Raw genomic sequence first — 21,402 nt, forward strand, 5'->3', positions numbered from 1 at the left:
ATGGATATCCTGCTAGTGGATGGCTATAACATTATCGGTGCATGGCCTGAGTTAAAGGCGCTAAAGGATCACGATTTAGCGGCAGCGAGAGATCGGCTAGTTGAAAGAATGGCTGAGTATCAAGCTTTCTCGGGCTACCGGGTAATTGTTGTATTTGATGCCTATTTTGTGCAAGGTACAGCAAAGAAATATAAAAATCATAAGGTTGAGGTTATTTTTACGGGTAAAAATGAAACAGCTGATGAGCGGATTGAAAAAATGGCGATTAGTTTAAGTAATCGAAAAACACAAATTCATGTGGCAACGTCCGATTTTACGGAGCAATGGGCCATTTTTGGACAAGGGGCCTTACGAAAATCAGCCCGCGAACTGCTCAATGAAATGGCCTCGGTAGAAAAGGGGATTGAGAAAAAAGTTAAAACAATTCAGGAAAAAAAACCGGTTTCCAAAATTCCAATTAGCGAAGAAATGGCAGAAATTTTTGAAAAGTGGCGCAGAGGACAAAAATGAGCCTCGACTTCAAAATATTTCTACTGTATAATAATGTTATCTATGCTTGTTGGGTGGAGGGGATCACGCTTGAGTACTGACTTCGGAACAATGGTCAATAAGCAGCTGTTCGTTATGGAAGACGAAGAAATTATTGATCTGGTGCACAAAGGTGATAGTGAAGCATTGGATTATTTAATCCATAAGTATCGAAATTTTGTACGTGCCAAGGCAAGATCCTATTTTTTGGTCGGGGCTGATAAGGAAGATATTGTCCAGGAGGGGATGATTGGTCTCTACAAGGCCATTCGCGATTACCGGGAGGACAAGCTGACTTCTTTTAAAGCGTTTGCAGAACTATGTATAACCCGCCAAATCATCACTGCGATTAAAACAGCGACAAGACAGAAGCATATTCCATTAAACTCGTATGTCTCGTTGGACAAGCCGATCTACGATGAAGAATCGGATCGGACACTAATGGATGTGCTGTCAGGTGCAAAGGTGCTTGACCCGGAAGAATTAATTATCAATCAAGAGGAATTTGATCATATAGAGATCAAAATGACGGAATTATTAAGTGACTTGGAACGCAAAGTCCTCGCTCTTTATTTGGACGGGCAATCCTATCAGGAGATCTCTGAGGAGCTTAATCGTCATGTGAAATCGATTGATAATGCCCTGCAAAGAGTGAAGAGAAAGCTTGAACGCTATTTGGAAATCCGGGAATTTTCCTTATAAAGTCAAAGGTGAATTACTCTGTTTTCGATAGTTATTGACATTAAATTGGGTGTCGTGTTACATTTTTAGGGATATATTGAAGGTGTTATGATGAGTAAAAAGGTGATTCTTGCTTGTGTTGAATGCGGCTCAAGAAATTACTCGACGATCAGCAAAGAGACACAATCTACTAGACTAGAATTGAAAAAATTCTGTAAAACTTGTGCAGCCCATACAATCCACCGAGAAACAAGATAAGTACAGGTTTTAGCACATGCTATTTGCCAAAGTTGGGGGTTACAGAGAATGCAGCGCATAAAGAAATTCTTCAGTGATGTTATTCGTGAAATGAGAAAAGTCAGTTGGCCAAGACGAGGCGAACTTACGCGTTCGACCGTTACAGTGCTAACAACCGTCGCATTTTTCGCTATTTTCTTTACAGTGTTAGATTTAGGGATTTCAAAATTGATTCGTTTAATTCTTGAATAATTACTATTAATTCATGGTATAATGGTAATCAATACAGGAAATTTTATCTAAAAGCCCGTTTTCACGGGTTTTTTAATTTGGTTAGAAAAGCACAGGCTTTTGAAACTTGCAAAAAATAGATGAATCTGGGAGGGACGGACAATCAAGTCCTCTTAAAATGGAAAAGAACTGGTATGTTGTTCATACGTATTCCGGCTATGAAAATAAAGTAAAAGCAAATTTGGAAAAACGGGTAGAATCGATGGGTATGACAGATAAAATCTTCCGTGTCGTTGTGCCTGAAGAAGAAGAAACTGAAATTAAAAATGGCAAGAAAAAGGTTGTAAAAAGAAAGGTATTTCCTGGCTATGTGTTAGTTGAACTAGTGATGACAGACGATTCTTGGTATGTCGTTAGGAATACACCAGGTGTAACAGGATTTGTAGGCTCCGCTGGCTCTGGCTCCAAACCAACTCCGCTATTGCCAGAAGAAGTGACACAATTACTAAAACGCATGGGCGTCGAAGAAAAACGTGTTGACGCAAACTATGAAATCGGTGAAACAGTCCGCGTGAAGGAAGGTCCATTCGCGAACTTTACCGGGAATATCGAAGAAATGGACAAGGATAAAGCAAAGCTAAAAGTACTTGTTAACATGTTCGGCCGAGACACTCCGGTGGAACTTGATTTCTCACAAATTGATAAAATCTAAACCGATATTGTAAAAAAACTTGAAATCATTATGAAAAAGTGTTAATATTTCAAAGGTCAGTATGTCTCAATTTAAGAGACATGACTTTTGCCAAGTTCTTTATTTTTTATATAAAGAAGATAGATGAGTGGGAGGGGGCCCCTATCCTAAATGATTGGATGGTAACCCTGTTAACCACATCACGGACTTTAAGGAGGTGTGTCTCGTGGCTAAAAAAGTAATTAAAGTTGTTAAATTGCAAATCCCTGCTGGTAAAGCTAACCCAGCGCCGCCGGTTGGTCCTGCACTAGGTCAAGCGGGTGTTAACATTATGGGATTCTGTAAGGAATTTAACGCTCGTACAGCAGATCAAGCTGGATTGATTATTCCTGTTGAAATTACGGTGTTTGAAGACCGTTCATTTACATTTATTACGAAAACTCCTCCTGCTGCCGTTCTTTTAAAAGTAGCAGCTGGAATTCAGTCTGGTTCAGGCCAGCCTAACCGTAATAAAGTAGCAACAGTAAAGCGTGATAAAGTACGCGAGATTGCGGAACAAAAAATGCCTGACCTTAACGCAGCTAGCGTTGAAGCAGCAATGCGCATGGTTGAAGGTACTGCACGCAGCATGGGTATCAACATCGAAGACTAATCCATGTAACTGTTATTGTGTAATGAGGGGGTTGCGTAGTTTTTAAATACTCGCAACCTTTTTCGTGGGAGATTAATTCGCTAAAACCACAAATCAAGGAGGAAATTTGAAATGGCTAAAAAAGGCAAGAAGTATATAGAAGCTGCGAAGCTTGTTGATCGCACAAAAGCTTATCCAGTTGCTGAAGCAATTGAACTAGCAAAGAAAACAAACTACGCAAAATTTGATGCAACAATTGAAGTTGCTTTCCGTTTAGGCGTTGATCCTAAAAAAGCTGACCAAAACATCCGTGGTGCTGTAGTTCTTCCAAACGGAACTGGTAAAACTCAACGCGTCCTAGTATTCGCGAAGGGTGAAAAAGTGAAGGAAGCAGAAGCTGCTGGCGCTGATTATGTAGGCGATTCAGAATACATCAACAAAATTCAGCAAGGCTGGTTTGATTTCGATGTAATCGTTGCAACACCTGACATGATGGGTGAAGTTGGTAAACTTGGCCGCGTATTAGGACCTAAAGGCTTAATGCCAAACCCTAAAACAGGTACAGTTACATTTGATGTAACAAAAGCTATTAACGAAATCAAAGCTGGTAAAGTTGAATACCGTGTTGACAAAGCTGGAAACATCCACGTGCCAATCGGTAAAACATCTTTCGAAAACGAAAAGCTTGTTGAAAACTTTACTACTGTTTTCGAAACAATGGTAAAAGTAAAACCTTCTGCTGCTAAAGGAACTTACATGAAGAACGTTACTGTTACTTCAACAATGGGTCCTGGTGTGAAGGTAGATCCATCTTCTGTTTAATCAGAAGGAAATTATTACTAATTGACAAACAAAACGACGTTGTCTATAATAAGTTTTGTTGTTTTAAAAATAAACATTTGTACCGTAGACAGCAGGTGCCTTCAGGCTTAATTCCCTGCCGAGGTTAGCGTATAGAATGAGCTGAAATCGTCGGCTATTTATGCATCCTCCATGTCTCACGTTTGATATGGAGGATTTTTAATGCCTGGTATAAATGTAGACAATCTACAGGAGGTGTAAAGATGAGCAGTGCAATCGAAGCTAAAAAACAAATTGTTGAAGAAATCTCTGAGAAGTTAAAGAACAGCGTATCAACAGTTGTTGTTGATTACCGCGGACTAACAGTTGCGCAAGTAACTGAACTTCGTAAACAACTTCGTGAAGCTGGCGTGGAATTCAAAGTTTACAAAAACTCTATGACTCGCCGTGCTGCTGACGCAGCTGAGCTTTCAGGCTTAAACGATGCATTAACAGGTCCTAACGCAATTGCGTTCAGTACTGAAGATGTAGTAGCACCAGCTAAAATCTTAAATGATTTTGCGAAAAAGAACGAGGCGCTTGAAATTAAAGCGGGGGTTATCGAAGGTAATATCGCAACAGTTGAAGAGGTTAAAGCTCTTGCTGAACTTCCTTCACGCGAAGGTTTACTTTCTATGTTACTCAGCGTACTACAAGCTCCAATCCGCAATCTTGCTCTTGCTGCAAAAGCTGTTGCAGATCAAAAAGAAGAACAAGGCGCGTAAGCTAATTTATTATTGAACTTTAAAATAAACGAACGAAAATTAAGGAGGAAACTTAATCATGACTAAAGAACAAATCATTGAAGCAGTTAAAAATATGACTGTTTTAGAACTTAACGATCTTGTAAAAGCAATCGAAGAAGAATTCGGTGTAACTGCAGCTGCTCCTGTAGCAGTTGTTGGTGGTGCAGGTGCTGCTGCAGCTGAAGAAAAAACTGAATTTGATGTAATCCTAGCTGGCGCTGGCGACCAAAAAATCAAGGTTATCAAAGTTGTTCGTGAAATCACTGGTCTTGGACTTAAAGAAGCAAAAGAACTTGTTGATAACACTCCAAAACCACTTAAAGAAGGCGTTTCTAAAGAAGATGCTGAAGCAATCAAAGCTAAGCTTGATGAAGTTGGAGCTAACGTCGAAGTTAAGTAATTTAGACATAGAGAAAAGCTCGCTGAAGAAGCGAGCTTTTTTTGGCTATATCCTCATGTATCTTCTATATATCAACTCCCCAGGGGGTGAGTCAGGTGACTGAACACTACTATTCTCAGGTTCAAAAAGTTGAAAGTGATCCAAAATATTGGGATTATACCTTAAGAAGCCATTCTTTTCGTTTCAAAACCGATAATGGGGTTTTTTCAAAAAGAGAAGTAGATTTTGGCTCGCGTTTATTAATTGAATCTTTTGTAATGCCCGAAACGGCAGGTTATGTGCTTGATGTAGGCTGTGGTTACGGTCCAATTGGATTATCTATTGCAAAGGATAATCCAGACCGGATGGTTCACATGGTCGATGTGAACGAAAGGGCGATTCAGTTAGCAAAGGAAAATGCGGCGCTGAATCGGATTAATAATATCGAGATATATGAAAGCGATCGGCTGTTGTCTGTAAAAGGAGATAATTTCTCTGCCATCCTAACGAATCCGCCGATTCGGGCAGGGAAAAAGACAGTTCATGATATTTTTGAGCAGAGTGCTGGGAAGCTTGTTCCAAATGGGGAGCTTTGGGTAGTGATTCAAAAGAAGCAAGGTGCACCATCTGCTATCGAAAAGTTAAAGACTATTTTTTCACATGTCGAAACAGTGGACAAAGCAAAGGGCTATTTTATTCTGAAGGCAGTAAAAAATAGTTGACTTGCAATTACCGCTGTGGTAGCATTATAAAATGCCATCATAATATTTTCCGATTTATTCCTATAAATACTTATTTTTCAGTATAAAATACGGATAAGAAGGAAATGATGACAAAATAATAGTCAAAATGTGAAAATGTGGTTTTTGAGTAAAAAACCCTTTTTCTTTTTGTCTTTTGAAAAAGAGTGTTACTCTTTTCCCAAAGGATATAGATTTTTTAAATAACGCTTGATTTGAGGGGTGAATCAGTTGACAGGTCAACTAGTTCAGTATGGACGACACCGCCAACGAAGAAGTTACGCACGAATCAGTGAGGTTTTAGAATTACCAAATCTAATCGAAATCCAAACCTCTTCATATCAGTGGTTTCTTGATGAGGGATTACGTGAAATGTTCCAGGATATTTCACCGATTGAGGACTTTACTGGTAACCTATCACTAGAATTTATTGATTACAGTCTTGGCGATCCAAAGTATTCTGTTGAAGAATCAAAAGAACGGGACGTTACATATTCTGCTCCATTGCGTGTAAAAGTACGTCTTGTGAACAAAGAAACAGGTGAAGTGAAAGATCAAGATGTATTCATGGGTGATTTTCCACTTATGACGGAAACAGGCACGTTTGTTATTAATGGAGCAGAGCGTGTTATTGTTTCTCAGTTAGTACGTTCACCAAGTGTTTACTTTAGCGGAAAAGTCGATAAGAATGGAAAAAAAGGATTTACAGCAACGGTAATTCCGAACCGCGGCGCTTGGCTGGAATATGAAACAGATGCCAAAGATGTCGTATATGTAAGGATTGATCGTACTCGGAAACTGCCCGTTACGGTTCTTTTGCGTGCATTAGGGTTCGGCTCTGATCAAGAAATCATCGAATTGATCGGTGATAACGAATATTTACGCAACACATTGGAAAAGGACAACACAGAAGGTGTCGATAAAGCATTACTTGAAATTTACGAACGTCTTCGTCCTGGTGAACCTCCTACTGTTGAAAATGCGAGAAGTTTATTGATTTCTCGGTTCTTTGACCCTAAGCGCTATGACCTTGCGAATGTAGGACGTTATAAAATAAATAAAAAGCTTCATATCAAAAACCGTTTGTTCAATCAACGTTTAGCGGAGACATTGGCTGATCCTGAAACAGGTGAAATTGTTGCCGAAAAAGGGACCATTCTTGACCGCCGGAACCTTGATCGAATCCTGCCTGCCCTTGAGAAAAATATTAACTTTAAGGGTTATCATCCTGTAGGCGGAGTAGTTGAAGATGAAATTATTCTTCAAGGGATTAAAATCTATGCTCCTGGGGATGAGAATGAAAAGGTTATTAATGTATTAGGTAATGCCTATGTGGCAGAACCAATTAAGAATATTACTCCGGCAGATATTATTGCTTCAATTAGCTACTTCTTTGATTTACTCCATGGAGTAGGCGATACAGACGATATTGACCACTTAGGAAACAGACGTCTTCGTTCTGTCGGCGAACTACTGCAAAACCAGTTCAGGATTGGATTATCACGGATGGAGCGTGTTGTACGTGAAAGAATGTCAATTCAAGACACGGCAACGATTACACCGCAGCAGTTGATTAATATCCGTCCGGTTATTGCGTCGATTAAAGAGTTTTTCGGAAGCTCACAGTTGTCACAATTCATGGATCAGACGAACCCGCTTGCCGAATTAACTCATAAGCGCCGTTTATCTGCGCTTGGACCAGGTGGTTTAACTCGTGAACGCGCAGGGATGGAAGTGCGTGACGTTCACTATTCCCACTATGGTCGGATGTGTCCGATTGAGACACCGGAAGGTCCGAACATTGGTCTTATTAACTCATTATCAACTTATGCGAAGGTGAATCGTTTTGGTTTTATTGAAACGCCTTACCGCCGCGTTGACCCTGATACAGGAAAAGTAACAAATCGGATTGACTATCTGACAGCTGATGAAGAGGATAACTATGTAGTTGCCCAAGCAAACTCACGTCTTGGTGAAGACGGCTCCTTCCTTGATGAGGAAGTAGTGGCTCGTTTCCGCGGTGAGAACACTGCCGTAAAACGCGAGCGGATTGACTACATGGACGTATCACCTAAGCAGGTTGTATCAGCAGCAACTGCTTGTATTCCGTTCCTTGAAAACGACGACTCCAACCGTGCTTTGATGGGTGCGAACATGCAGCGTCAGGCTGTACCTTTGATGCAGCCGGAGGCTCCAAGAGTTGGTACTGGTATGGAATATGTATCCGGTAAGGACTCTGGTGCGGCAGTTATTTGTAAGCATGAAGGTATCGTCGAGCATGTAGAGGCCCGTGAAGTTTGGGTTCGCCGTGTTAAAGAGGTTGATGGGCAAGAGGTTAAAGGGGATCTGGATAAATACCGGATGCTGAAATTTGTCCGCTCTAACCAAGGAACATGTTATAACCAGCGTCCAATTGTTAAGGTTGGCGACCATGTGGTAAAAGGTGAAATCCTTGCTGACGGTCCTTCAATGGAACAAGGGGAATTAGCCCTTGGCCGAAATGTTCTTGTTGCCTTTATGACATGGGATGGTTACAACTATGAAGATGCCATCATCATGAGCGAACGCCTTGTGAAAGATGATGTGTACACTTCTATTCATATTGAAGAATATGAATCTGAATCACGTGATACGAAGCTTGGACCGGAAGAAATCACGCGTGATATTCCAAACGTCGGCGAAGATGCCTTAAGGAATTTAGATGAGCGCGGAATTATTCGTATCGGTGCCGAAGTAAAAGACGGCGACCTGCTCGTTGGTAAAGTAACGCCAAAAGGAGTTACAGAACTTACAGCGGAAGAAAGACTTCTTCATGCCATCTTTGGTGAAAAAGCACGTGAAGTACGTGATACATCACTTCGTGTACCGCATGGCGGAGAAGGAATTGTCCATGATGTTAAGGTATTTAACCGCGAAGACGGCGATGAGCTGCCTCCGGGTGTAAACCAGCTTGTCCGCGTGTATATTGTTCAAAAACGTAAGATTCACCAAGGCGATAAGATGGCTGGTCGACACGGTAATAAAGGGGTTATCTCTAGAATTTTACCTGAAGAAGATATGCCGTTCATGCCGGACGGAACACCTGTTGATATCATGTTAAACCCATTAGGTGTACCATCACGGATGAACATCGGACAGGTGCTTGAGCTTCACTTGGGAATGGCTGCAAGACAATTAGGCATTCATGTTGCAACACCGGTATTTGACGGTGCCACTGAGGATGATGTGTGGGCAACGATTGAAGAAGCAGGCATGGCTCGTGATGCAAAGACCATTCTTTATGATGGCCGTTCGGGTGAACCATTCGATAACCGTGTATCTGTCGGTGTCATGTACATGATCAAGCTGGCACACATGGTAGACGATAAATTGCATGCCCGTTCAACAGGACCTTACTCACTTGTTACGCAGCAGCCGCTTGGTGGTAAAGCGCAATTTGGCGGTCAGCGTTTTGGTGAGATGGAGGTTTGGGCTCTTGAAGCTTACGGTGCAGCCTATACGCTGCAAGAAATTTTAACAGTTAAATCAGATGACGTGGTCGGCCGTGTGAAAACATATGAAGCCATTGTAAAAGGTGAGAATGTTCCAGAACCGGGCGTTCCAGAGTCATTTAAAGTATTAATAAAAGAACTTCAAAGCCTTGGTATGGATGTTAAGATTCTTTCCGGCGACGAAGAAGAAATTGAAATGCGGGATATGGAGGATGAGGACGACTTACAGCAAGTCGATACCTTAAACATTGCTCCTGATGCTCCAAGCATGGAATCTGAAAAGGTTGGCACTAAAGAATAAAAATTAACCCGAGCGCACGGCGCCCGATCGTGCGCTTCGAGTTTTTAACATCAGGGGCTAAGCCCTGAACGCTGCGGCGTTTTTCAACTGTCAGAGGCTAGATGTCAGAAGAACCGGTAAATCATCCGATTTCTTCAATCAAAAGGGAGGATAGGCCCTATGCTTGACGTTAATAATTTTGAGTATATGAAAATTGGTCTTGCTTCACCGGATAAGATCCGCTCATGGTCTTTTGGTGAGGTCAAAAAGCCAGAAACCATTAACTATCGTACGCTAAAGCCTGAGAAGGACGGATTATTCTGTGAAAGAATCTTTGGTCCAACAAAGGATTGGGAATGTCACTGTGGTAAATACAAGCGTGTACGTTATAAAGGTGTTGTGTGTGACCGATGCGGTGTTGAAGTAACACGTGCAAAAGTACGTCGTGAACGTATGGGCCATATTGAATTAGCTGCACCTGTTTCACATATTTGGTATTTTAAAGGAATCCCAAGCCGGATGGGGCTTGTTCTAGATATGTCCCCTAGGGCACTAGAAGAAGTAATTTATTTTGCTTCCTATGTGGTCACGGAAGCTGGTGATACTGCTCTCGAAAGGAAGCAGCTATTATCTGAGAAAGAATATCGCGCCTATCGCGAAAAATACGGTAACAAATTCCAAGCTTCCATGGGTGCGGAAGCAATTAAACGTCTGCTTTCCGATATCGATTTAGATAAAGAGGTAGATATTTTAAAAGAAGAATTGAAAACTGCTCAAGGTCAGCGTCGTACACGTGCGATTAAACGCCTTGAAGTGTTAGAAGCATTCCGTAATTCGGGAAATGAACCGTCTTGGATGGTACTTGATGTACTGCCGGTTATTCCGCCGGAGCTTCGTCCAATGGTGCAGCTCGATGGGGGAAGATTTGCAACTTCCGACCTAAACGATCTATACCGCCGTGTTATTAATCGTAACAACCGCTTAAAGCGTTTATTGGACTTAGGGGCACCAAGCATTATTGTGCAAAACGAAAAGCGGATGCTGCAAGAAGCAGTTGACGCGTTAATCGATAATGGCCGCCGCGGCCGTCCGGTTACAGGACCAGGCAACCGTCCATTAAAGTCACTTTCTCATATGTTAAAAGGTAAGCAAGGACGTTTCCGTCAAAACTTACTTGGTAAACGGGTTGACTACTCAGGCCGTTCGGTTATCGTTGTTGGCCCATACTTGCAAATGTATCAATGTGGTTTACCGAAGGAAATGGCACTTGAATTATTCAAGCCATTTGTTATGAAAGAGCTTGTTGAAAAAGGATTAGCCCATAATATCAAATCTGCTAAGCGCAAAATCGAAAGAGTATCTCCAGATGTCTGGGATGTGCTCGAAGATGTTATTAAAGAACATCCGGTTCTGTTAAACCGCGCCCCTACATTGCATAGATTGGGGATCCAGGCATTTGAACCGACACTTGTTGAAGGACGGGCAATTCGTCTTCACCCGCTCGTATGTACAGCCTACAATGCGGACTTCGATGGCGACCAAATGGCTGTTCACGTACCGCTGTCAGCTGAGGCACAGGCCGAAGCACGGTTATTAATGCTTGCGGCGCAAAACATCCTGAACCCTAAAGATGGTAAGCCGGTTGTTACACCGTCTCAAGACATGGTATTAGGTAACTATTACCTTACCCTTGAACGGGAAGGCGCTGTCGGTGAAGGGATGGTCTTTAAGGATACTGACGAAGCTATTCTTGCCTATCAAAATGGCTTTGTACATTTCCATACCCGCGTAGCCGTACATGCAGGATCTTTAAAGAATGAAACATTTACGGAAGAACAGAATAATAAGCTGCTCGTTACAACAGTAGGGAAACTTATTTTCAATGAAATTCTTCCAAAATCTTTCCCTTACCTCAATGAACCTACTAAGGGGAATCTTGAGGAAAAAACACCTGAGAAGTATTTTGTTGAAAAAGGTGAAGATGTTAAGGCTAAAATTAAGAGTATGCCATTGGTTGATCCATTTAAAAAGAAAGTCCTTGGAAACATCATTGCGGAAGTATTCAAGCGTTTCAAAATTACCGAAACATCGAAAATGCTTGACCGCATGAAGGACCTTGGCTTTAAATATTCCACTAAAGCTGGTATTACTGTCGGGGTAGCTGACATTGTCGTTCTCGGTGAAAAAGAGCAGATTCTTCATGAAGCTCAGGGCAAAGTGGATAACGTACAAAAGCAGTTTAGACGCGGTCTAATTACCGAGGATGAACGCTATGACCGAGTTATTTCCATTTGGAGCCAGGCAAAGGATACGATTCAGGGTAAATTGATGAAGTCCTTGGTTAAAACAAACCCAATCTTTATGATGAGTGATTCTGGAGCCCGTGGTAACGCATCTAACTTTACACAGCTTGCAGGTATGCGCGGTTTGATGGCGAACCCAGCCGGCCGTATCATTGAGCTTCCAATTAAATCAAGTTTCCGCGAAGGATTAACAGTATTGGAGTACTTTATTTCTACACACGGTGCGCGTAAAGGTCTTGCCGATACGGCTCTTAAGACAGCTGACTCTGGTTACTTAACTCGTCGTCTTGTTGATGTTGCGCAGGATGTTATTGTCCGTGAAGACGATTGTGGAACTGACCGCGGCTTCTCAATTCAGGCGTTAAAGGATGGCACTGAAATCATCGAGGCTCTTGACGAACGTTTAATTGGCCGTTATGCACGTATTACAATCAAGCATCCGGAGACAAAAGAAATTCTTGTGCGTGAGAATGAACTGATTACCGAGGATATCGCGCAAATTATTGTTGACGCAGGTATTGAAGAGGTAAAAATTCGTTCAGCCTTTACATGTAATACCCGCCATGGCGTATGTAAAAAATGTTATGGCCGTAACTTGGCTACCGGACAAGAGGTTGAAGTCGGTGAGGCAGTCGGTATCATCGCTGCGCAATCGATCGGGGAACCAGGTACACAGTTAACCATGCGTACATTCCATACCGGCGGTGTAGCAGGGGACGATATTACCCAAGGTTTACCTCGTATTCAGGAAATTTTCGAGGCGCGTAATCCAAAAGGGCAAGCAGTCATTTCTGAAATTGGCGGTGTTGTTGTCGGAATTAACGAAGGACGCGACCGCCAGCATGAAATCGTGATTCAAGGTGAAGTAGAATCCCGCACTTACAATGCGCCTTATACTGCACGCTTAAAGGTCGCAGTTGGTGACAATGTGGAACCAGGGCAGGAATTAACGGAAGGTTCTATCGATCCGAAAGAATTAATCAAAGTGAAGGATGTTATTTCTGTTCAGGAATACTTGCTTCGTGAAGTACAAAAGGTTTACCGTATGCAAGGGGTTGAAATCGGCGATAAGCACGTAGAGGTTATGGTGCGGCAAATGCTCCGTAAAATCCGCGTAAGCGATGCAGGTGAGACAGATGTGCTTCCAGGAACACTTCTAGATATTCACCAATTTACCGATGCCAATGAAAAGGCGTTATTAGAAGGTAAATTACCGGCAACCGGACGTCCTGTATTGCTTGGTATTACCAAAGCTTCACTTGAAACTGATTCATTCTTATCAGCAGCATCATTCCAAGAAACCACAAGAGTTCTTACTGATGCCGCTATTAAAGGCAAGCGTGATGAATTGCTCGGCTTGAAAGAAAATGTTATCATCGGTAAACTTGTACCAGCTGGTACTGGAATGCAGCGCTACCGTAAGGCTGAACCAGTGCTTCGTGATACAACTTCTGAAGAGCCAATCACAGTTGACTAAATAATTTTACGGTACTTGCTTAATAGCAAGTACCGTATTTTAAGACACAATAAATGAAAGTTTTGTTGACATCTATTTTTAAAGATGGTAATATATCAAAGGTGCTCCTATACACCTGATACTTTGGAGGATATCCATTATGTCTTATGAAAAAGTATTGCAGGCGAAGAAGTTCATTATAGGAACAAAACAAGCAGTGAAAGCACTACATGAAGGAACAGTTCTAGAGCTGATCGTTGCCGTTGATGCTGACCGTAAGGTAACGGCACAGGTAATAAACGAAGCCAAAGAACGAAATGTTCCAATTCATTATGCGGACTCAATGAAAAAACTTGGGAAAGCATGCAGAATTCAAGTTGGTGCGGCAGCTGTTGCAATTATCCGTTAAAAACTGTTTTTGTAGATCGAGCAATCTGCAAAAACTTTGTTTTTGCAAAAAAATGAACCACCTGGATGTGTGGACTTAACAATAATGAAGGGAGGAAATACACATGCCTACAATTAACCAATTAGTGCGCAAGCCTCGTCAATCAACGGCTGAGAAGTCAAAATCTCCAGCGCTAAACAAAGGTTATAACAGCTTCAAAAAATCTCAAACAAACGTATCATCACCACAAAAACGCGGGGTTTGTACTCGTGTTGGTACGATGACACCAAAGAAACCAAACTCAGCGTTACGTAAATATGCTCGTGTACGTTTGACAAATGGTATTGAAGTGACTGCATACATTCCTGGGATCGGCCACAACCTTCAAGAACACAGTGTTGTTCTGATCCGTGGCGGACGTGTAAAAGACTTACCAGGGGTACGTTATCACATCGTTCGTGGAGCGCTTGATACTGCGGGTGTTAACAACCGTATGCAAGGACGTTCTAAATATGGTACTAAGAGACCAAAAGCAGCTAAGAAATAATCATACAAAATAGAAGCTTCTTTGAAAGGAGGAAGAAATATGCCACGTAAAGGTCCTGTAGCAAAAAGAGACGTGTTACCAGATCCGATTTATAATTCAAAATTAGTTACTCGTCTGATCAACAAAATGATGATTGACGGTAAAAGGGGTAAATCACAAGAAATTCTTTACTCAGCATTTGATACTATCCGCGAACGCACTGGCAAAGAGCCAATGGAAGTGTTCGAAGCAGCAATGAAAAACATTATGCCTGTACTTGAAGTTAGAGCACGCCGTGTAGGTGGTGCAAACTACCAAGTACCAGTTGAGGTGCGTCCTGACCGTCGCTCAACTCTTGGGCTTCGTTGGTTAGTTAACTACGCTCGTCTTCGTGGAGAAAAGACGATGGAAGAGCGTCTGGCTAATGAAATCATGGATGCAGCAAACAACACTGGTGCATCTGTTAAGAAGCGTGAAGATACACACAAAATGGCTGAAGCAAATAAAGCATTTGCTCACTATCGTTGGTAATTTTACCTTCAATACAAAAACTTTCATACTAGGAAGGAGAAAGACCCAATGGCAAGAGAGTTCTCCTTAGAAAAGACTCGTAATATTGGCATCATGGCACACATCGACGCCGGTAAGACAACGACTACTGAGCGTATCCTTTATTATACCGGTAAAATTCATAAAATCGGTGAAACACATGAAGGTGCTTCTCAGATGGACTGGATGGAGCAAGAACAAGAACGCGGAATCACCATCACATCTGCTGCAACAACAGCACAATGGAATAACCACCGCGTTAACATTATCGACACTCCAGGACACGTAGACTTCACTGTAGAAGTTGAACGTTCCCTTCGTGTCCTAGATGGCGCAGTAGCCGTTCTTGATGCACAATCAGGGGTTGAACCACAAACAGAAACTGTTTGGCGCCAGGCTACTACCTATGGTGTACCTCGCGTAGTGTTCGTCAACAAGATGGACAAAATCGGCGCAGACTTCTTATACTCTGTAAAAACTTTACATGACCGTCTGCAGGCTAACGCTCACCCAATTCAGCTGCCTATCGGTGCTGAAGATCAGTTTACAGGCATTATTGACCTGATCGAAATGACTGCGCGTATCTACGGTAATGACTTAGGAACTGATGTTCAAGAAGTTGAAATTCCAGAAGAGTATAGAGCTCAAGCTGAGGAATGGCGTGAAAAGTTAGTCGAAGCTGTTGCAGAACTTGATGAAGAATTAATGGAGAAGTACCTTGGCGGTGAAGAAATCACTAAAGAAGAGCTAAAAGCAGCGATTCGTAAAGGTACAGTAAACGTTGAATTCTATCCGGTTGTCTGTGGTTCAGCATTCAAAAACAAAGGTGTTCAGCCAATGCTTGACGCTGTAATCGATTATCTTCCATCTCCATTAGATGTACCTGCTATCAAAGGGCATGTACCTGGTTCAGAGGAAGAAATCATTGAACGTCATTCAAGTGATGAAGAGCCATTCGCAGCTCTTGCATTTAAAGTAATGACTGACCCTTATGTTGGTAAATTAACGTTCTTCCGTGTATACTCTGGTACATTAGAGTCTGGATCTTATGTTCAAAACTCTACTAAAGGAAAGCGGGAGCGTATCGGACGAATCCTTCAAATGCACGCAAACAGCCGTCAGGAAATTTCTATTGTTCATTCCGGTGACATTGCTGCTGCTGTAGGTTTAAAAGATACAACTACTGGTGACACACTTTGTGATGACAAAAACCTTGTTATCTTAGAGTCTATGCAATTCCCTGAGCCAGTAATTCAACTTTCTGTTGAGCCGAAGTCAAAAGCAGACCAAGACAAAATGACGACTGCACTTCAAAAGCTTCAAGAAGAAGATCCAACTTTCCGTGCACACACTGACCAGGAAACTGGACAAGTAATCATCGCTGGTATGGGTGAACTTCACCTTGATATCATCGTTGACCGTATGCGTCGTGAATTTAAAGTTGAAGCTAATGTCGGTGCACCACAGGTTGCTTACCGTGAAACATTCCGTGCTTCTGCACAAGTTGAAGGTAAGTTTGCTCGTCAGTCTGGTGGACGCGGACAATACGGACACGTTTGGATTGAATTCTCACCAAACGAAGAAGGTAAAGGCTTTGAATTTGAAAACGGCATTGTTGGTGGTGTTGTTCCTCGTGAATACATCCCGGCAGTTGAGGCTGGTCTGAAAGATTCTCTTGAAAGAGGCGTACTTGCAGGCTATCCGTTAGTAGATATCAAAGCAAGACTTTTTGATGGTTCATACCATGACGTTGACTCATCTGAAATGGCGTTTAAAATTGCTGCTTCATTAGCACTTAAAAATGCTGCTTCAAAATGTCAACCAGTTATATTAGAACCAGTTATGAGAGTTGAAGTTGTTATTCCAGATGAATATCTTGGAGATATTATGGGACAGGTTACAGCACGCCGCGGACGTGTTGAAGGTATGGAAGCACGTGGTAACGCTCAAGTTGTTCGTGCAATGGTTCCACTTTCAGAAATGTTCGGATATGCAACTGCTCTTCGTTCCAGCACACAAGGCCGTGGAGTATTCTCTATGCACTTTGATCACTACGAAGAGGTTCCAAAATCAATCTCTGAAGAAATTATCAAAAAAAATAAAGGTGAATAATTGATTTTCACCTTTATTTCAAGTATAACTACTTATGTAAGAATGGAAACTGTTATTACTGGGCACTGCCTAACGTAGCAGTTTCCGCTTAAAAATATACTTAAATTTTACAATCCAAAGGAGGATTTTCCAAAATGGCAAAAGCTAAATTCGACCGCTCTAAGCCTCACGTTAACATTGGTACAATTGGACACGTTGACCATGGTAAAACTACTTTAACAGCTGCAATCACTTCTGTACTTGCAAAGTCAGGTAAAGCAGAAGCACGCGGTTACGATCAAATCGATGGTGCTCCAGAAGAAAAAGAGCGTGGAATCACAATCTCTACTTCTCACGTTGAGTATGAAACTGACGCACGTCACTATGCACACGTTGACTGCCCAGGACACGCTGACTATGTTAAAAACATGATCACTGGTGCTGCTCAAATGGACGGCGGTATTCTTGTAGTATCAGCTGCTGACGGCCCAATGCCACAAACTCGTGAGCACATCCTTCTTTCTCGTCAGGTAGGCGTGCCATACCTTGTTGTATTCATGAACAAGTGTGACATGGTCGACGACGAAGAATTACTTGAATTAGTAGAAATGGAAGTTCGTGACCTTCTTTCTGAATACGACTTCCCTGGCGATGACATTCCTGTTATCAAAGGTTCTGCTCTTAAAGCATTAGAAGGCGAAGCTCAATGGGAAGAAAAAATCCTCGAGCTTATGAACGCTGTTGATGAGTACATTCCAACTCCAACTCGTGATACTGACAAGCCATTCATGATGCCAGTTGAGGACGTATTCTCAATCACTGGTCGTGGTACAGTTGCTACTGGACGTGTAGAACGCGGACAAGTTAAAGTTGGTGACGTAATTGAAATCGTAGGTTTCACTGAAGAACCAAAATCTACTACTGTAACAGGTGTAGAAATGTTCCGTAAGCTTCTTGACTTCGCAGAAGCTGGCGACAACATCGGTGCTCTTCTTCGTGGTGTAGCACGTGAAGAAATTGAACGTGGACAAGTTTTGGCTAAACCAAAATCAATCACTCCACACTCAAAATTCAAAGCACAAGTTTACGTATTATCTAAAGAAGAAGGTGGACGTCATACTCCATTCTTCTCAAACTATCGTCCACAATTCTATTTCCGTACTTCTGATATCACTGGTATCATCACTTTACCAGAAGGTACTGAAATGGTAATGCCTGGCGACCACATCGAAATGACTGTTGAGCTAATCGCTCCAGTTGCGATCGAAGAAGGTACTAAGTTCTCTATCCGTGAGGGCGGACGTACAGTTGGGTCAGGTTCAATCACAACTATCGCTCAATAATTAGTATAAAAAAAGCAGCTGGGTGACGATCCAGCTGTTTTTTTGCGTGGACAAAGGGCGGAGCGTCGCAAAAGCGGATCTGAATGTAATTGTTAAGTGAATAATATATAGTTTTGTACAATAAATGAAGCGAAGCCAGGCTCTGTTCACACCGCCTTCTCTTATATAAATTCAAGTTCCTTCTATATATATAGAAAGAAAAATAGCGGTGGTTAAATTGGTAGATTGTTGGATATTACTGATATGTATTGAAAATCAAAATTTCAGCGGCTATAATTAAAAAAGTGTTCAGGACATGGAGAGAAAAATAATCGTAATAATTGTTGCGTTTGCTTTATCTTTTATGTATAATAAACAATGTTGGTCTTTGACTGCGATGATGTGAGAGGTTGCTGACACACCCGGCCGCTTTGCCATGGCGCTGTGTTAGGGAAATTCTCACGGAGAATGTCTATTTTAAAAATAGGCGAATAAAGGAGGGAAAATAATGGCAAAACAAAAAATACGTATCCGCTTAAAAGCATATGATCACAGAATCCTTGATCAATCCGCTGAAAAGATTGTTGAAACAGCAAAGCGTTCAGGTGCAGCAGTATCAGGTCCGATCCCGCTTCCAACTGAAAAATCTGTTTACACTATCCTGCGTGCGGTACACAAGTATAAAGATTCTCGTGAACAATTTGAGATGCGGACACATAAGCGTCTAATCGACATTGTGAACCCAACTCCACAAACAGTTGATGCATTAATGCGTTTAGACTTACCGTCTGGTGTAGATATTGAAATCAAACTTTAATCAAAATAAATGTGAAAAAAATTAGGAGGTGTGACTGAAATGACCAAAGGAATCTTAGGAAGAAAGATTGGTATGACTCAAGTATTTGCAGAGAACGGTAACTTAATTCCTGTAACTGTAGTTGAAATAGCTCCAAACGTTGTTCTTCAAAAGAAATCTGTTGAAAATGATGGATATGAAGCCATTCAATTAGGTTTTGAAGATAAGCGTGAAAAGCTGGCTAACAAACCGGAAAAGGGACACGCTAGCAAAGCAAATACTGCTCCTAAGCGCTTCATTCGCGAATTCCGCGGAGACGACTTAGCAGGCTATGAAGTTGGTCAAGAAGTCAAAGTTGATATTTTCGCTACAGGCGATTTAGTAGATGTAACAGGAATCTCAAAGGGTAAAGGTTTCCAAGGCTCAATCAAGCGCCACGGACAATCTCGCGGCCCAATGGCTCACGGTTCTCGCTACCATCGTCGTCCTGGTTCAATGGGACCAGTTGCTCCAAACCGTGTATTCAAAGGTAAATTATTACCAGGACGCATGGGCGGAGAACAAGTAACTGTTCAAAACCTTGAGATCGTTAAGGTAGATACTGAGCGCAACTTACTTTTAATCAAAGGTAACGTACCAGGCGCAAAAAAAGCTTTACTAAAAATCAAAGGTGCGGTAAAGGCATAACGATATCATAAGAAAGGAGGAACAAAGAATGCCAAAAGTAACATTATTTAACCAAAACGGTTCACAAGTCGGCGATATCGAGTTAAATGAATCTGTTTTTGGTATCGAACCTAACCAACACGTATTATTTGAAGCTATTGTGATGCAAAGAGCTTCTTTACGTCAAGGTACCCATAAAGTTAAAAACCGTTCAGAAGTTGCAGGCGGTGGTCGTAAACCATGGCGCCAAAAAGGAACTGGCCGTGCACGTCAAGGGTCAATCCGTTCGCCACAATGGCGCGGCGGTGGTACAGTATTCGGTCCTCAACCACGCAGCTATAGCTATAAATTACCTAAAAAGGTTCGTCGCTTAGCGATCAAATCAGCATTATCTTCTAAAGTAGTAGAAGAAAACATCTTAGTATTAGAAAGCTTAGCGTTCGAAGCTCCAAAAACAAAAGATTTCAAAGCTGTTTTAAACGGTCTTTCTGTTGAGAAAAAAGCATTAATCGTTACAGCTGACCTAGATGAAAATGTAGCATTATCTGCTCGTAACATCCCAGGTGTCACAGTCGTAACAGCTGATGGAATCAACGTACTAGATGTTGTAAATCATGAGAAGCTAATCATGACTAAAGCAGCGGTTGAAAAAGTAGAGGAGGTGCTTGCATAATGGATGCACGCGATATCATTAAGCGCCCCGTTATCACAGAACGTTCTACTGACCTAATGGCTGAAAAGAAATATACTTTTGAAGTAGATGTGAAAGCTAACAAAACTCAAGTTAAAGATGCCGTTCAAGAAATCTTCGGTGTTGAGGTTGAGAAAGTTAACATCATGAACTACAAAGGTAAATTCAAGCGTATGGGCAAATTTGGCGGTTATACAAACAAGCGTCGTAAAGCAATTGTGAAACTGACTGCTGATAGTAAAGAAATCGAATTCTTCGAATCATAAAAACTAACAAGAAGAGGAGGGAAATAAAATGGCGATTAAAAAGTACAAACCTACCTCGAATGGTCGTCGTGGAATGTCAGTATTAAGCTTTGAAGAAATTACTACTAGCACTCCTGAGAAAAGCCTTTTAGCTCCATTAAGCAAAAAAGGCGGCCGTAACAATCAAGGTAAGTTAACTGTTCGTCATCAAGGTGGCGGCCATAAGCGTCAATATCGTATCATCGATTTTAAACGCAATAAAGATGGCATTCCAGGACGCGTTGCCACTATCGAATACGATCCAAATCGTTCTGCTAACATTGCATTAATCAATTATGCGGACGGTGAAAAGCGTTATATCTTAGCTCCAAAAAATTTACAAGTAGGAATGGAAGTAATGGCTGGCCCAGAGGCAGACATTAAAGTGGGTAATGCACTTCCACTAGCAAACATTCCAGTTGGTACAGTTGTACACAACATTGAATTAAAACCAGGTAAAGGCGGACAATTAGTTCGTTCAGCAGGAACAAGTGCTCAAGTACTTGGTAAAGAAGGTAAATATGTACTTGTACGTTTAACTTCTGGTGAAGTTCGCATGATTTTAGCTGAATGCCGCGCGACTGTCGGTCAAGTAGGCAACGAGCAGCACGAACTTGTTCACATTGGTAAAGCAGGTCGTTCACGCTGGTTAGGCAAGCGCCCAACTGTTCGTGGATCTGTTATGAACCCTAACGATCACCCGCATGGTGGTGGTGAAGGCCGTTCACCAATCGGACGTAAATCACCAATGACTCCTTGGGGTAAACCAACTCTTGGTTATAAAACTCGTAAGAAGAAAAACAAGTCAGATAAACTTATTATTCGTCGTCGCAAAAAATAACGGGATTGAACTAC

General features: G+C 41.8%; 22 protein-coding genes and 1 other annotated feature. All 22 genes read left to right on the forward strand.

Annotation, left to right across the window (positions count from 1 at the left end; translation table 11 throughout):
* The 22 genes from A6749_RS13000 to rplB all read left to right on the forward strand — a co-directional run bounded on the left by A6749_RS13000 (window position 1) and on the right by rplB (window position 21,388).
* Window positions 1-510: an NYN domain-containing protein gene (locus A6749_RS13000; RefSeq protein ID WP_066390060.1), complete on the forward strand. Its 510-nt coding sequence runs from the start codon at window positions 1-3 to the stop codon at window positions 508-510.
* Between the two features lie 69 nt (window positions 511-579).
* On the forward strand, window positions 580-1,230 hold the full coding sequence (sigH, locus tag A6749_RS13005) for an RNA polymerase sporulation sigma factor SigH (RefSeq protein WP_066390062.1): 651 nt from the start codon (window positions 580-582) through the stop codon (window positions 1,228-1,230).
* A 90-nt stretch (window positions 1,231-1,320) separates the two neighbouring features.
* Window positions 1,321-1,467, forward strand: coding sequence for a 50S ribosomal protein L33 (rpmG, locus tag A6749_RS27660; protein WP_084797821.1), 147 nt, complete (start codon window positions 1,321-1,323; stop codon window positions 1,465-1,467).
* 48 nt (window positions 1,468-1,515) lie between these two features.
* Window positions 1,516-1,698 carry a preprotein translocase subunit SecE gene (secE, locus tag A6749_RS13010; RefSeq protein WP_066390063.1) on the forward strand — a complete coding sequence of 61 codons (183 nt, stop codon included), beginning with the start codon at window positions 1,516-1,518 and terminating at the stop codon, window positions 1,696-1,698.
* Between the two features lie 157 nt (window positions 1,699-1,855).
* The gene (nusG, locus tag A6749_RS13015; RefSeq protein ID WP_066390064.1) at window positions 1,856-2,389 is read left to right on the forward strand and encodes a transcription termination/antitermination protein NusG; all 534 of its coding nucleotides are present in this window, start codon (window positions 1,856-1,858) and stop codon (window positions 2,387-2,389) included.
* 205 nt (window positions 2,390-2,594) lie between these two features.
* Window positions 2,595-3,020 (forward strand): 50S ribosomal protein L11, encoded by a 426-nt coding sequence (gene rplK / locus A6749_RS13020; protein ID WP_042353722.1) that lies wholly within the window; start codon window positions 2,595-2,597, stop codon window positions 3,018-3,020.
* Window positions 3,021-3,131: 111 nt separating this feature from the next.
* Entirely contained in the window at window positions 3,132-3,821 is a 690-nt protein-coding gene (rplA, locus tag A6749_RS13025) for a 50S ribosomal protein L1 (protein ID WP_066390069.1), read from the forward strand.
* A gap of 64 nt (window positions 3,822-3,885) precedes the next feature.
* Window positions 3,886-4,030, forward strand: a sequence feature (ribosomal protein L10 leader region).
* Between the two features lie 33 nt (window positions 4,031-4,063).
* A complete protein-coding gene (gene rplJ, locus A6749_RS13030) occupies window positions 4,064-4,564 on the forward strand; it encodes a 50S ribosomal protein L10 (RefSeq protein WP_066390071.1) in 501 nt (166 codons plus the stop codon).
* 58 nt (window positions 4,565-4,622) lie between these two features.
* On the forward strand, window positions 4,623-4,985 hold the full coding sequence (rplL, locus tag A6749_RS13035) for a 50S ribosomal protein L7/L12 (RefSeq protein ID WP_066390072.1): 363 nt from the start codon (window positions 4,623-4,625) through the stop codon (window positions 4,983-4,985).
* 95 nt (window positions 4,986-5,080) lie between these two features.
* Window positions 5,081-5,686, forward strand: a complete 606-nt coding sequence (locus tag A6749_RS13040; protein ID WP_066390074.1) for a class I SAM-dependent methyltransferase — start codon at window positions 5,081-5,083, stop codon at window positions 5,684-5,686.
* A 249-nt stretch (window positions 5,687-5,935) separates the two neighbouring features.
* Entirely contained in the window at window positions 5,936-9,496 is a 3,561-nt protein-coding gene (gene rpoB / locus A6749_RS13045) for a DNA-directed RNA polymerase subunit beta (protein ID WP_066390081.1), read from the forward strand.
* A gap of 159 nt (window positions 9,497-9,655) precedes the next feature.
* A complete protein-coding gene (gene rpoC / locus A6749_RS13050; protein WP_066390087.1) occupies window positions 9,656-13,255 on the forward strand; it encodes a DNA-directed RNA polymerase subunit beta' in 3,600 nt (1,199 codons plus the stop codon).
* A 139-nt stretch (window positions 13,256-13,394) separates the two neighbouring features.
* Entirely contained in the window at window positions 13,395-13,643 is a 249-nt protein-coding gene (locus A6749_RS13055; RefSeq protein WP_066390089.1) for a 50S ribosomal protein L7ae-like protein, read from the forward strand.
* Window positions 13,644-13,746: 103 nt separating this feature from the next.
* Window positions 13,747-14,169, forward strand: a complete 423-nt coding sequence (rpsL, locus tag A6749_RS13060; protein ID WP_066321257.1) for a 30S ribosomal protein S12 — start codon at window positions 13,747-13,749, stop codon at window positions 14,167-14,169.
* Window positions 14,170-14,208: 39 nt separating this feature from the next.
* A complete protein-coding gene (rpsG, locus tag A6749_RS13065; RefSeq protein WP_066390091.1) occupies window positions 14,209-14,679 on the forward strand; it encodes a 30S ribosomal protein S7 in 471 nt (156 codons plus the stop codon).
* A 48-nt stretch (window positions 14,680-14,727) separates the two neighbouring features.
* Window positions 14,728-16,809: an elongation factor G gene (gene fusA, locus A6749_RS13070; protein WP_066390093.1), complete on the forward strand. Its 2,082-nt coding sequence runs from the start codon at window positions 14,728-14,730 to the stop codon at window positions 16,807-16,809.
* 134 nt (window positions 16,810-16,943) lie between these two features.
* A complete protein-coding gene (gene tuf, locus A6749_RS13075; protein ID WP_066390095.1) occupies window positions 16,944-18,131 on the forward strand; it encodes an elongation factor Tu in 1,188 nt (395 codons plus the stop codon).
* Between the two features lie 487 nt (window positions 18,132-18,618).
* Window positions 18,619-18,927 (forward strand): 30S ribosomal protein S10, encoded by a 309-nt coding sequence (rpsJ, locus tag A6749_RS13080; protein WP_007085291.1) that lies wholly within the window; start codon window positions 18,619-18,621, stop codon window positions 18,925-18,927.
* Between the two features lie 39 nt (window positions 18,928-18,966).
* Complete coding sequence (gene rplC / locus A6749_RS13085) at window positions 18,967-19,593, forward strand: 50S ribosomal protein L3 (protein WP_066390096.1); 627 nt, start codon at window positions 18,967-18,969, stop codon at window positions 19,591-19,593.
* A 28-nt stretch (window positions 19,594-19,621) separates the two neighbouring features.
* Complete coding sequence (gene rplD / locus A6749_RS13090; protein ID WP_066390098.1) at window positions 19,622-20,245, forward strand: 50S ribosomal protein L4; 624 nt, start codon at window positions 19,622-19,624, stop codon at window positions 20,243-20,245.
* A complete protein-coding gene (gene rplW, locus A6749_RS13095) occupies window positions 20,245-20,529 on the forward strand; it encodes a 50S ribosomal protein L23 (protein WP_066390103.1) in 285 nt (94 codons plus the stop codon). The genes rplD and rplW overlap by 1 nt, the downstream gene beginning before the upstream one ends.
* 28 nt (window positions 20,530-20,557) lie before the next feature.
* Window positions 20,558-21,388: a 50S ribosomal protein L2 gene (gene rplB, locus A6749_RS13100; protein ID WP_066390109.1), complete on the forward strand. Its 831-nt coding sequence runs from the start codon at window positions 20,558-20,560 to the stop codon at window positions 21,386-21,388.
* Window positions 21,389-21,402 lie beyond the last annotated feature (14 nt).

Origin of the sequence: Neobacillus mesonae (genome assembly GCF_001636315.1) — a bacterium.
GTDB classification, from domain to species: Bacteria; Bacillota; Bacilli; order Bacillales; family Cytobacillaceae; genus Neobacillus; species Neobacillus mesonae.

Excerpts from the sequence above, each read along its gene's own strand:
- rplA (WP_066390069.1), top strand. The coding sequence starts at position 3,132 with ATGGCTAAAAAAGGCAAGAAGTATATAGAAGCTGCGAAGCTTGTTGAT.
- rplW (WP_066390103.1), top strand. The coding sequence starts at position 20,245 with ATGGATGCACGCGATATCATTAAGCGCCCCGTTATCACAGAACGTTCT.
- rpsL (WP_066321257.1), top strand. The coding sequence starts at position 13,747 with ATGCCTACAATTAACCAATTAGTGCGCAAGCCTCGTCAATCAACGGCT.
- secE (WP_066390063.1), top strand. The coding sequence starts at position 1,516 with ATGCAGCGCATAAAGAAATTCTTCAGTGATGTTATTCGTGAAATGAGA.
- rpoC (WP_066390087.1), top strand. The coding sequence starts at position 9,656 with ATGCTTGACGTTAATAATTTTGAGTATATGAAAATTGGTCTTGCTTCA.
- rplL (WP_066390072.1), top strand. The coding sequence starts at position 4,623 with ATGACTAAAGAACAAATCATTGAAGCAGTTAAAAATATGACTGTTTTA.
- A6749_RS13055 (WP_066390089.1), top strand. The coding sequence starts at position 13,395 with ATGTCTTATGAAAAAGTATTGCAGGCGAAGAAGTTCATTATAGGAACA.
- fusA (WP_066390093.1), top strand. The coding sequence starts at position 14,728 with ATGGCAAGAGAGTTCTCCTTAGAAAAGACTCGTAATATTGGCATCATG.
- rpmG (WP_084797821.1), top strand. The coding sequence starts at position 1,321 with ATGAGTAAAAAGGTGATTCTTGCTTGTGTTGAATGCGGCTCAAGAAAT.
- rplC (WP_066390096.1), top strand. The coding sequence starts at position 18,967 with ATGACCAAAGGAATCTTAGGAAGAAAGATTGGTATGACTCAAGTATTT.
- rpsG (WP_066390091.1), top strand. The coding sequence starts at position 14,209 with ATGCCACGTAAAGGTCCTGTAGCAAAAAGAGACGTGTTACCAGATCCG.
- A6749_RS13000 (WP_066390060.1), top strand. The coding sequence starts at position 1 with ATGGATATCCTGCTAGTGGATGGCTATAACATTATCGGTGCATGGCCT.
- rplJ (WP_066390071.1), top strand. The coding sequence starts at position 4,064 with ATGAGCAGTGCAATCGAAGCTAAAAAACAAATTGTTGAAGAAATCTCT.
- rpsJ (WP_007085291.1), top strand. The coding sequence starts at position 18,619 with ATGGCAAAACAAAAAATACGTATCCGCTTAAAAGCATATGATCACAGA.
- nusG (WP_066390064.1), top strand. The coding sequence starts at position 1,856 with ATGGAAAAGAACTGGTATGTTGTTCATACGTATTCCGGCTATGAAAAT.
- rplD (WP_066390098.1), top strand. The coding sequence starts at position 19,622 with ATGCCAAAAGTAACATTATTTAACCAAAACGGTTCACAAGTCGGCGAT.
- tuf (WP_066390095.1), top strand. The coding sequence starts at position 16,944 with ATGGCAAAAGCTAAATTCGACCGCTCTAAGCCTCACGTTAACATTGGT.
- rplB (WP_066390109.1), top strand. The coding sequence starts at position 20,558 with ATGGCGATTAAAAAGTACAAACCTACCTCGAATGGTCGTCGTGGAATG.